Below are 10,021 nucleotides of genomic sequence, written 5' to 3'. Positions count from 1 at the left end.
TGTTTGGTGTTATTTTTATATGTGTCAGGGGGGGCGGGGGGGGGGCGGGGGGGGGCGGGGGTCCGGACCGCCGGCCGGGGGGGGGGTAGGCCGGGGCCGGGCCGTGGGCGTCGGGCGCGGGAGGATCGGCGGCGCGGCCCAGGGTGGCCCCGTGGATCCGCAGCAGCGTGTCGAAGGAGAGCACCGTACGGGAACGCTCGCTGTCCCGGTGGCGGACGGAGGGGCGCGCGGCCGGCACCTCGGTCACGGGCCGGGCCTCGTCGCCCTCCCACTCCAGGGGGAGCACCGCGAAGATCCCCTCCTCCTCGGGGACCACGCCGAGCAGCCGGGCGAGCCGCTCCTCGTCGAACCACAGCGCGGGCGCGATCCGCAGCCCGTACGCCCGCGCCCACAGCCGCCAGGTCTGGAGCAGCGCACCCACGTCCATGCTCACGGCGTGGAAGGAGAAGCTGTTGTACTTGAAGGCGTTCTGCCAGTACTTGACGCTGAGCACCAGGTACTGGGTGGAGTCGCCCGGCCCCGGCCCCGGCCCCGGCCCCAGCGCCTCGCGGACGTCGCCCGTGACGTCGCCGGTCAGCAGCCGGCGCAGCCCGTGCTGCTGCGGGGCGTAGTGGTACAGGCCCGGGGTGAGCGGCCCGCCCGCCCCGGCCGCCCAGTACACGCCGACGGGGTAGAGCCCGCCGCCCGAGGCCGTGCCGCGCGACCAGTTGGCCTGCGTGTAGTGCGGCAGCGCCGCCAGGTCGGTGTTGGCCTGCACGCCCAGGCGCCGCCCGGTCAGCCCGTACGAGTCCTGCAGCATCCCGGAGAGCAGCGGCAGGGTGAACCCCGGCGCGGGCCGCGGCCCGTCGGCCGGATCCGGCAGTGGCAGGGTCTCCGCGTCCGGGTAGAACTTCGCCTTGCGGGGGCGGTCGGCCCAGTCGGGCACGAAGTCGACGGGCTCCATGGGAACCCGGCCCCGGTGCATGATGGCGCTGGCGTAGTCATGGGCGTAGCCCACAGGTCCTCCTCGGTGGATCGGGTCGCGCCGGACCGCGCCGGCGGCCGGGTCAGGGGAAGGGATGCGGAGCCGGGTTGAGGTCGGCGGCCTCCAGGTCCCGCTCGCGCAGTCCCGCCGCGCGCAGGGCGGTCCGCAGCCGGGGCATGCCCAGGGCCCGCTGCCGCGACCAGCCGAAGTCGATCGGCAGCAGCCCCGGCACCAGCACGCTCACGGTGTGCAGGCCCAGCGCCCGCTGCTCGGGCAGCGTCTGGTCGACGACGACCACGTCGAACCCCTGGGCGGCGACGGCCTCCACGCACCGCGCCAGATCCTCGCGCACGTCGTCGGCCACCCCGCCGGGGGCGAGCAGCGCCGACACCGGCCGCAGCGGCTCCGGGGCGGGCGCGCGCAGCAGGAAGTCGGCGTGCCGGCCCATCTCCGGCACCCCGTACACCAGCGGATGGTCGTGCAGGGCGGTGACCAGGCCGAAGTCGGCGGCCATCGCGCGCAGCCGGTCCGCGTCCCGTTCGGTGCGGCCGGGCAGGTTCACGGCGTCCGTGGCGATCTCGCACAGCGCCGAGTCCAGCGCCGACTCCGGGTCCAGCCCGGCGCCCGCCCCGAAGCACATCCGTCCCGTGCCGCCGTCGAACCGCTCGGCGACGGCGGTCACCACCGGGATCGGGAAGCTGATCCGCGTGTCGAAGAACCGTGCCCGGTACCCGTAGAGGGCCAGCCGGTCGACCATCGCCCGGGTGGAGGTGCGGGAGCTGGTCGCCGGGTCGATCTCCGGCAGCGGCTGGCGGCCGTACCAGGCGAGCAGGAAGGCGTCCCGCTCGACGACCTCCATCAGTCCGAAGTAGCAGGCCTCGGCCAGACTCCCGCCGGAGGCACAGCCGTTGGAGCTCTCCTGGACGAACCGGTTCTCCAGGCCGGGCGCGTGATAGTACGTCAGGATCTCGGGCACCAGGCGCGGCGTGCGGTCGCGCAGCGACCAGCCCCACACCCAGGGGATCTCCCGGTCCGGACCGAAGGGCCGCACCCTCGGGTTGTCCCGGTGGAACTCCGCGCCGTACAAGCCCACTTCGCGCGGATCGACGGCCTCGGCGCCGAACTCCCGCAGCGAGCCGGTGACACTGGTCGTACGCGACCGCGCGCGCATCCCCGCGTACCGCTCCAGCCCCTCCAGGACTCCGACGCGGGCGCTGCGGTCGAAGGTGTCGGTGTGCCCGCCCCAGAAGGTCTCGCGCAGGTACTCGCCCGAGCGCATCGAGAAGCAGCCGATGGTCGCGGAGGTGGACGTCGAGGACACGTCCTGCACCAGGGAGGGCCCCAGCGCCCCGCACAGCGGGTTCGCGAAGGCCGCGACCTCCAGGGGGTACGCCTCCACGGGACGGGTACGGAAGGCCCCCGGCCGGTACTTGGGCGCGGGCGCCGGATCGAGCGGTGCGGGCTCGTCCACGGTGGGCGCGGCGCACACCGGGCACTCCGGGTCGGGGACCATCGGGTAGCGCCGCACCGCGCCGCTCCGCAGGTCCAGCGACCGCACCTCGGGGAACGGGCCCGTCGCCGGGGCGGCCCCGGCGACCGAGGCCACCAGCGCGGCCACCGCGTCGGCGGCGAAGGCGTGCGCGTACGGCCACCCGCCCGCCGCACGCGTCCCGCCGCCGAGCTCCAGCGCGTCCCGCAGCGCCACGGACCGCACGGCCTGCCAGCGCCGCTCCAGACACCGCGCACACCCCGGCCCCTGCACCACCACGGGCCCGACCACGGCCTGGTGCCCGTACAGACTGACGGGCACCCCGGGTGGGTTCGCGGCCGCGTCGGCCGCGCCGGGCCCCGCACCGGCCCGGTCCGCCGCACCCGCGACGACACCGGCCCGGCCGGGCGCCGAGCCGGTGTGGCCCGGTCCGCCCGGGAGCGGACGGGTCCCGCCCGGGGCGCCCGGGGCCAGGGAGGGCACCGGCAGGGTGAACGCGTCGCGCAGGCCCAGGGACGCCAACGTCACCGGCGGGCCGTTCAGGGCCGCGAGGGCGCGCTCCAGCATGGCCGTGAACCGTGCGGCTGCCTCCGCGCCCATGGCTTGCGCCAGCGAGGCCGCGGCCGTCACCCGGCGGGCGGGGGAGTCACTCGTCATCGCCGGGCTCCCGCACCGCCGTGAGCAGCACCCGGACGGTGTGGAGGCCGGCGTCCGCCAGCTCCGCCGAGCCGGTGGCCACCACGTACGCGTCCAGCGCGGCTGCCGCGAGGCGCTCCAGCACCCGCTCCCAGGACGTCCCCGGACCCGCGTCCGCCACGGCGGTGGCGGCCGTACCGGACGCCACCAGCGCCCGGGGGTCCAGGTCGGCCAGCAGCGGATCACCGGTGTCGGCCGGACCCCGGCCCGCCGGATCGGCCGCGTACTGTGCCGCGCCCAGCAGCTCCCGCAGCGCCGCGAGGGCCGCCGTACGCCGGTCGAGGCCCTCGCCCAGCGCCCAGTGCTCCCCGGAGCGGGCCAGCAGCACCTCCACCCCGCTGCGCCCGCCCTCGCCGAGGTCCAGCAGCTCCGGCTCGACCCCGAGCCGTTCCGCCGACCGTACGAGGAAGGCCAGTTCGGCGTCCTCGCCCTCCGGATCCGGCAGCGGCACCGGCGCCGCGGCCGCGCCCCGTACGGCCCGCAGCAGCGCGGCGTGCCCGAGTGCCGACAGCAGACCGGCGGCGGCCGCGTCGGCGGCGGAGGGACCGGCGCCCGCCCCGGCGCGGGTGCGCTCGAACAGCCGGCCGGCGTTGTGCGGGCCGAACGGCCGCACCGCTCCCGCCGGGACCAGGACGGGTTCCTTCGTCAGCAGGGACACGCCCCGCTGGTACGCGGACACCTCGCCCGGTATCCCGGAGGCCGTCGCCAGCCCCGCCGGGGCCGTCACCGCCTCCGACGCCGCGCCGCCGGCGTCCACCAGGCCCCGCGCGGGCACCACGTGCTCCGCGTACACCAGCGCCGCCGCGTCCAGCGCCCGCATCCGCGCCCCGGCCACGTGGTGGACGTCGAAGGCGGCCACCGTGCGCGGCCCCGCGTGTCCGATGCCCAGCTCGACCACGCCGAGCTTGAGCGGGATCTGCGTCAGCTCCTCGTCCGCGTACCGGGTGAACACCCCGGCGTACGGCCGCACCAGGGCCGAGCGCCGGTTCAGCTCCTCCACCAGCGCGTCGGCCTCCCGGGCGGTCTCCAGCGTGGGCAGCGCGGGCGTGCCCGAACGCCCGGCCTCCGCCAGGTCCACGGGCGCCGCCGACGGCTCCTCCTCCGCGCAGAACGGGCAGCGAGGGTGCGGGAACAGCGGCTCGGCCGTGACGTCCAGCGAGGCCGTGTCCTGGACGAGCAGCCGCCCGGCGGTCTCGGCGGGCAGCGTCCCCGAGGTCGCGCGGAACACCTCGTAGCCCAGCAGGTTGCCGATCATCGCGGCCAGCGGCCGCCCCGGCACCGGCCCCGTCGCGAGGGGGGCCTCCGGCAGCGCCAGCGCGCTCCACAGCCCGGCCGCGCCCGCGCCCCCGCGGGCCGCCCCCAGCCGCAGCGCGGCGCAGGACCAGCAGCCGGCGGCGGCGTGCGTCATCAGCGGGCCGACGACGACGTCGTTCCCGTACGACCAGGCGGGCAGCAGGGAGCGGCCCTCGGGTATCCCGGCGCGCAGCAGCGGCAGCAGCCGCGCCGGAGCGGTGGCCCCGCCGGTCACCACCACGAAGTCGAAGTCCGCCAGTTCCGCCCAGCCGGTCGCGGCCGAGGGCAGCGTACGGACCTCCACCGGGCAGCCGTCGGCGACGGCCTCCGCCGCCTCGGCCTCCACCTCGGCGAGGTCCGCGCCCGGCGGCAGCGCCACGGCCGCGCAGCCGTTGCGCACCAGGCTCAGCGCGCACCAGCGGGCGACGGCGTCCTCGCCGAGGACGGCCACCCGGGTGCCGCGGAAGCGCAGGAAGCGGGCCTCGGCGTCGTCGGCGTAGTGGTCGGCGTAGGCGATCTGCGGCGCGTACCGCCGGGCCACGTCCGGCTCGGGGACGGCGGCGGGCGGTGCCGTGTCCGGGCCGGGAGCCGCCACGGGGCGGGCGAAGTCCCGTTCGTACAGGGTTCTGACGAGCTCGCCGACCATCGCGCGCTGGGGGTCGCCCAGCCCCTGGCAGAGCTCGGCGACGGAGTGTTCGCCGGTCAGGTGCGGGACGATCAGCGTCGCGAAGCGGTACGCCGAGCGGGCGGTGAGCCGGAAGCCGCCGTCGGAGTTGTGGAAGAGCACGCCGTCCGGGGTCTCGGTGAAGAGCACGTCCCGGCGGATCCGGGGGCGGGTGGCGGCGACGTCGTCGAAGCTGGATCGGGACATGGAACACCTCTGATTGCGGTCTGGTGGGGTCGGAGACATGAGGTGGGAAATGCCGGGAGAGGCGGGTGGGGGTACGCCTCGTAGGGGACCGCGGGGGAGCGGGAGGGAGCCGGGGGAGCGGGGCGGACGTCCCGTCAGCCGCTCAGTGCGTGAGCGGCGCGGTGACTGTCGTCGCGGCCGCAGCGGTCGCCGCCGCCGTGGCCCCGCTCGCGCCGCCCCCGGCCAGCCACCGCGCGTAGACCCGCAGGAAGGCGTGGATCCGGTACGGCTGGCCGGGCGGCCCGTCCTCCAGCATCCCCGCCTCCACGAGCTGTTCGAGGACGGTTTCGCTCCCGGCCGGGGACAGGTCCTCCGCCGGATCGAGCGCACCCAGCCGCAGAAACGTTTCGCGCAACGGGGGCGGGAGCGCGCCGACGGCCTGCCCGAACACCTCCGGCACCGAGAGCCGGGGATCCTCCGCCAGGGCGAGCCGGGCCGACGGATCCTCCGCCAGCCAGGCCGTGCAGTCCGCGACGGACAGCCCCGGCCGGGTCAGCAGCCGCCCGGCGGCGATCCGCAGCGCGAGCGGGAAGTACCCGCACACCGCCGCCAGTTCGTGGGCGGCCTCCCCTTCGGCGCCGATCCGCTCGGCCCCGACGAGCCCGGAGAGCAGCCGGTACGCCTCGGCCGGGCCGAGCGCGTCCAGCCGGTGCACGGCCCCGCCGTGGGTGGCGACGACGGCGGCGAGCCCGCGCCGGCTGGTCACCAGCACCGAGGCGTCGCCCGCCCGGGACAGCAGCGGCAGCACCTGTCCGGCGCCGGCCGCGTTGTCGAGGAGCAGCAGCCGCCTGTCGCCGCCACCGGGCTCCGGCAGCAGCTTGCGGGCCTCCTCGACGTCGAGCCCGCTGCCGTCCGGCCGGGCCAGGTCGATGACGGTGACCCCGCCGGGGAAGGCGCCCTGGACCTCGTGCGCGCTCTGCTGCGCGAGCGCCGACTTGCCGATGCCCGGGGCTCCGGAGACGACGACGATCCGGGGCCCGTCGGCATCGGTGAGCCGCAGCGCCATGGCCCGCAGGTCCGCCTCCCGCCCGGCGAAGCCGCGCACCGGCGGCGGCCCGCCGGGCACCGGCCCGCCCGAGGCATCGCGGCGTAACGGGCTCGCGGCCGTCAACGCGGGGCGCGGGGGCGGGAGTTCGGGGTGCAGGTCGGTGCGCGCGGCGGGGCCCAGTTCCTCGGCCCGCAGGATGGCGAGTTCCAGCCGCCGCAGCCCGGGCCCGGGGTCCACGCCGAGTTCCTCGCGCAGCCGGTCGCGCACCGTGCGGTACTCGGCCAGCGCCTCGGCCTGCCGGCCGGTGCGGTACAGGGCCTCGATGAGCTGCTCGGTGAACCGTTCGCGGACCGGATGCCGACGGGCGCTCTCGTACAGGTCGACGAGCACCTGGTGGCAGTTCCCGGCGGCGAGTTCGAGGTCGCAGACCCGCTCCAGCACCCGCAGCCGCTCCTGTTCGAGCGCCGGCACCGCGTCCCGCTGCAGCATGCGCGACGCCACGTTGGCCAGGGGCTGTCCGTGCCAGAGCGAGAGCGCCTCGCGGAGCCGGTACAGCTCCTCGCCGGTCCCGGCGGCGGCGCGCGCCCGCGCGGTCAGTAACCGGAACAGGACGAGGTCGAGGGTCTCGGTGTCGTTGCGCATCCGGTAACCGCCGGGCACGGCCTCGATGGTGGTCGCGGATATGCCGTACTTCTCGAATAACCTCCGAAGCCGCAACACGCACGTCTGGAGCGCGGCCCTCGCCGTGGCGGGCGGCTCCTCGTCCCAAACGGCGCGCAGCAGATAGCCGGTGGAAACCACAGCGCCGGGATGGAGCAGAAGCGCCGCGAGCAGACTGGTGGGTTTGGACGGCTTGAGCACCACGGTCTCGGGGCCGTGCGCAATACTCAGGGGCCCCAATAGCTGGAACCGCATGATGGTCCCCCGTGTCGGGTCACGTGTTTCGCAGACGGGTGGGACGGGGGCGGCGGTCTGCGGAGCTTCCCTGCCGGACATACTCCGGAAATAGTCCGGACCATTATCCGAGGATGCTCGCCGCTCCCCGTCGGGCGGTGAATATCTGGAACCCTACATAACGGATCTTGTGAAAGTCGAGGCGTCGGCAGGATCATTTCCGGCGATCCGGCCGCTTTCTCCTCTGCGTCACCCGGAAGTCCCGTGGAGTTACTGCCGGTGCGTCAATACTGTTCACGAGTAAACGAGTTTCGATGGTCGGATCGCCGGAGTCTGAATTGAGGACCCATTCCGACCTGCGGGGGCGCTACTCGAAGCGGTCCGTGTCGCCCGCCCCGCGGCGGACGATTTCGGCCTCTCCGCCGGAGAAGTCGATGACGGTCGTCGGCCGGGTACCGCAGTCCCCGGAGTCGAGCACCGCGTCCACCACGTGGTCCAGCCGCTCCTTGATCTCCCAGCCCTGCGTCAGCGGCTCCTCCTCGTCCGGCAGGAGCAGCGTGCTCGACACCAGCGGCTCGCCGAGCTCGGCGAGCAGGGCCTGGGTGACGAGGTGGTCGGGGATCCGGACGCCGACCGTCTTCTTCTTCGGGTGCATCAGCTGGCGGGGCACCTCGGAGGTGGCCTTCAGGATGAACGTGTAAGGACCGGGCGTCGCCGCCTTGATGGCCCGGAACACGTCGTTGTCCACGTGCACGAACTGCCCCAGCTGCGCGAAGTTCTGGCACACCAGGGTGAAGTGGTGACGGTCGTCGAGATCGCGGATCGACCGGATCCGCGCCAGGCCGTCACGGTTGCCGAGCTGGCAGCCCAATGCGAAACAGGAGTCCGTCGGGTACGCGACGAGCGCGCCGGAACGGATGCTGTCGGCCACGCTGCTGATGGTGCGCCGCTGAGGATTCTCGGGGTGCACGTCGAAGTACTTCGCCATCCGCCGAGCGTACGGGACCGGATCGGCCCCCTCCGCCACCTGCGCGCCCGGCAGGGGGTACCCGGCGGACGGCGGGCGGCCCGCGGGTGGTGGCGGGACGTGCTCCGTACGGGTTCTCTTGGGGTGCCCGTTCGGCCGCAGGACCGAGTTTATGATCATCGTTCCGGCTTCCGGTCGTTTTGATGCTGCCATCGGGCGGTGTGCGATCTGGGAGGGCTGCGTGGCCAAGTCACGGACCAAAGCATGGAGCGCGGTGGCCGCGGTGACGGGCGCCGTACTGACCGTCGCCGCAGCGCCGGGCCGGCCGGCGGAACTTCCGGGCTCCCTGGAACGGGCCGCCGCGGGCCCGGCCCGGGACGCCGCGGTGACCCTGCTGGTCGCCCGGGCCGTGGACGGGGGCCGCGCGGGTGCCGACGGCTGGTGCGAGGCCGGGGCCTTCCGCACCGGGCGGTGCGGCGACTGGCGCGAGCAGCGGGTGCTGGCCACCGCCCACGGGGCGGGAACCGTCCTGCGCGACCCTGCGCTCGCCCGGACCGAAACGCTGCCCACGGACGCCGGCGGGCCGCTGGAGATCGCCCTCGCCCGGGCGGAGGCGGGCAGCCTCACCGACGTCACCGTCCAGGACGGGCACGGCCGCCACCTGGCCGGCGCCCTCGCCCCCGGCGGCGGGCACTGGCGCAACACCGAACCCCTGCGGGCGGGGGAGGGCTACACCGTGCGGGTCGGCGCCCAGGACGGCGACGGCACCCCGGTCGGCGTCACCCTCGCCTTCCGTACCTCGCCCCCGGCCGACGGGGGCAGACTCACCGCCGAGTTCGGGCCCCGCCCGGGGACGTACGGGGCGGGGGAGATCGTGACGGCCGCCCTCAGCCACCCCGTCCCCGCCGAGGACGCCGATGCCCGGGCCCGCGTCGAACAGGCCCTCCAGGTCAGCTCGCAGCCGCACGTGGAGGGCGCCTGGCACTGGGTCGACGACGCCACCCTGCACTTCCGGCCGCGCACCTACTGGCCCGCCCACACCGTGGTCCGCGTCCGCAGCGGACTCGACGGGGTCGAACTCGGCGACCACGGCTACGGAGGCCCCTCCGAGCCCCTGGAGTTCACCGTCGCGGACCGGATCGAGGCCGTCACCGACTCCGCCGCCCACGAGATGACCGTACGCCGCAACGGCCGGGTCATCCGGACCATCCCGGTCACCACCGGCAAGGCGGGCTTCCTGACCCGCAGCGGCATCAAGGTCGTCCTGGGCAAGGAGGCCAAGGTCCGCATGCGCGGGGACACGGTCGGCATCCAGAAGGGCACCAAGGAGTTCTACGACCTGCCCGTCCTCTACGCGACCAGGGTGACGTGGAGCGGAGAGTACGTCCACGCCGCGCCGTGGTCGGTCGAGGCGCAGGGCGAGGAGAACGTCAGCCACGGCTGCACCGGCATGTCCACCGAGGACGCCGCCTGGTTCTACGAGACGGTGCGCGAGGGGGACATCGTCGAGGTGGTCAACAGCGGCGGCGAGAAGATGCCGCCCTTCGACAACGGCTTCGGCGACTGGAACATGGACTGGTCCGCCTGGCTCTCGGGCAGCGCCCTCCCTCCGGCCACCCCCGACCCCACCCCCCTCACCCCGGCCCGCCTCCACCCGACGACATGACCCGCCCCGACCGGCCGGCCCCCGCCCCGGAGGCGGGCCCGGCCCGGGCCCCGGGCGGGGCCGGGCGGGCGGTCCGTGTTCCTGGCGGGCCCGGCGTCCCCGGCGGGCCGCATGCGCGCCGGGCGCTGGTCGCCGGAGCGGCCGGGAACCTCGT

The 10,021-nt window shown here is 75.4% G+C and carries 6 protein-coding genes; 1 reads left to right on the top strand and 5 read right to left on the bottom strand.

Annotation, left to right across the window (positions count from 1 at the left end; genetic code table 11):
- The 5 genes from ACFV0Q_RS31650 to ACFV0Q_RS31630 all read right to left on the bottom strand — a co-directional run.
- Positions 1 to 997: SagB family peptide dehydrogenase (locus tag ACFV0Q_RS31650; protein WP_385009969.1), on the bottom strand; the 997-nt coding region annotated here is incomplete at its 3' end.
- A gap of 49 nt (positions 998 to 1,046) precedes the next feature.
- Complete coding sequence (locus ACFV0Q_RS31645) at positions 1,047 to 3,110, bottom strand: TOMM precursor leader peptide-binding protein (RefSeq protein ID WP_385009967.1); 2,064 nt, start codon at positions 3,108 to 3,110, stop codon at positions 1,047 to 1,049.
- Entirely contained in the window at positions 3,100 to 5,313 is a 2,214-nt protein-coding gene (locus ACFV0Q_RS31640; protein WP_385009965.1) for a TOMM precursor leader peptide-binding protein, read from the bottom strand. Before ACFV0Q_RS31640 ends, ACFV0Q_RS31645 begins: the two co-directional genes overlap by 11 nt.
- A 142-nt stretch (positions 5,314 to 5,455) precedes the next feature.
- Positions 5,456 to 7,255, bottom strand: a complete 1,800-nt coding sequence (locus ACFV0Q_RS31635) for a BTAD domain-containing putative transcriptional regulator (protein WP_385009963.1) — start codon at positions 7,253 to 7,255, stop codon at positions 5,456 to 5,458.
- A 346-nt stretch (positions 7,256 to 7,601) separates the two neighbouring features.
- Positions 7,602 to 8,222: an L-threonylcarbamoyladenylate synthase gene (locus ACFV0Q_RS31630; RefSeq protein WP_385009961.1), complete on the bottom strand. Its 621-nt coding sequence runs from the start codon at positions 8,220 to 8,222 to the stop codon at positions 7,602 to 7,604.
- A 220-nt stretch (positions 8,223 to 8,442) separates the two neighbouring features.
- Between ACFV0Q_RS31630 and ACFV0Q_RS31625 the strand changes: the two genes are divergently transcribed.
- Positions 8,443 to 9,867 carry an Ig-like domain-containing protein gene (locus ACFV0Q_RS31625; RefSeq protein ID WP_385009959.1) on the top strand — a complete coding sequence of 475 codons (1,425 nt, stop codon included), beginning with the start codon at positions 8,443 to 8,445 and terminating at the stop codon, positions 9,865 to 9,867.
- Positions 9,868 to 10,021 lie beyond the last annotated feature (154 nt).

This window comes from Streptomyces sp. NPDC059564 (assembly GCF_042735575.1).
Taxonomy (GTDB): domain Bacteria; phylum Actinomycetota; class Actinomycetes; order Streptomycetales; family Streptomycetaceae; genus Streptomyces.
This window is presented reverse-complemented; position numbering and strand designations above follow the sequence as displayed.

Excerpts from the sequence above, each read along its gene's own strand:
- ACFV0Q_RS31630 (WP_385009961.1), bottom strand. The coding sequence starts at position 8,222 with ATGGCGAAGTACTTCGACGTGCACCCCGAGAATCCTCAGCGGCGCACC.
- ACFV0Q_RS31635 (WP_385009963.1), bottom strand. The coding sequence starts at position 7,255 with ATGCGGTTCCAGCTATTGGGGCCCCTGAGTATTGCGCACGGCCCCGAG.
- ACFV0Q_RS31640 (WP_385009965.1), bottom strand. The coding sequence starts at position 5,313 with ATGTCCCGATCCAGCTTCGACGACGTCGCCGCCACCCGCCCCCGGATC.
- ACFV0Q_RS31645 (WP_385009967.1), bottom strand. The coding sequence starts at position 3,110 with ATGACGAGTGACTCCCCCGCCCGCCGGGTGACGGCCGCGGCCTCGCTG.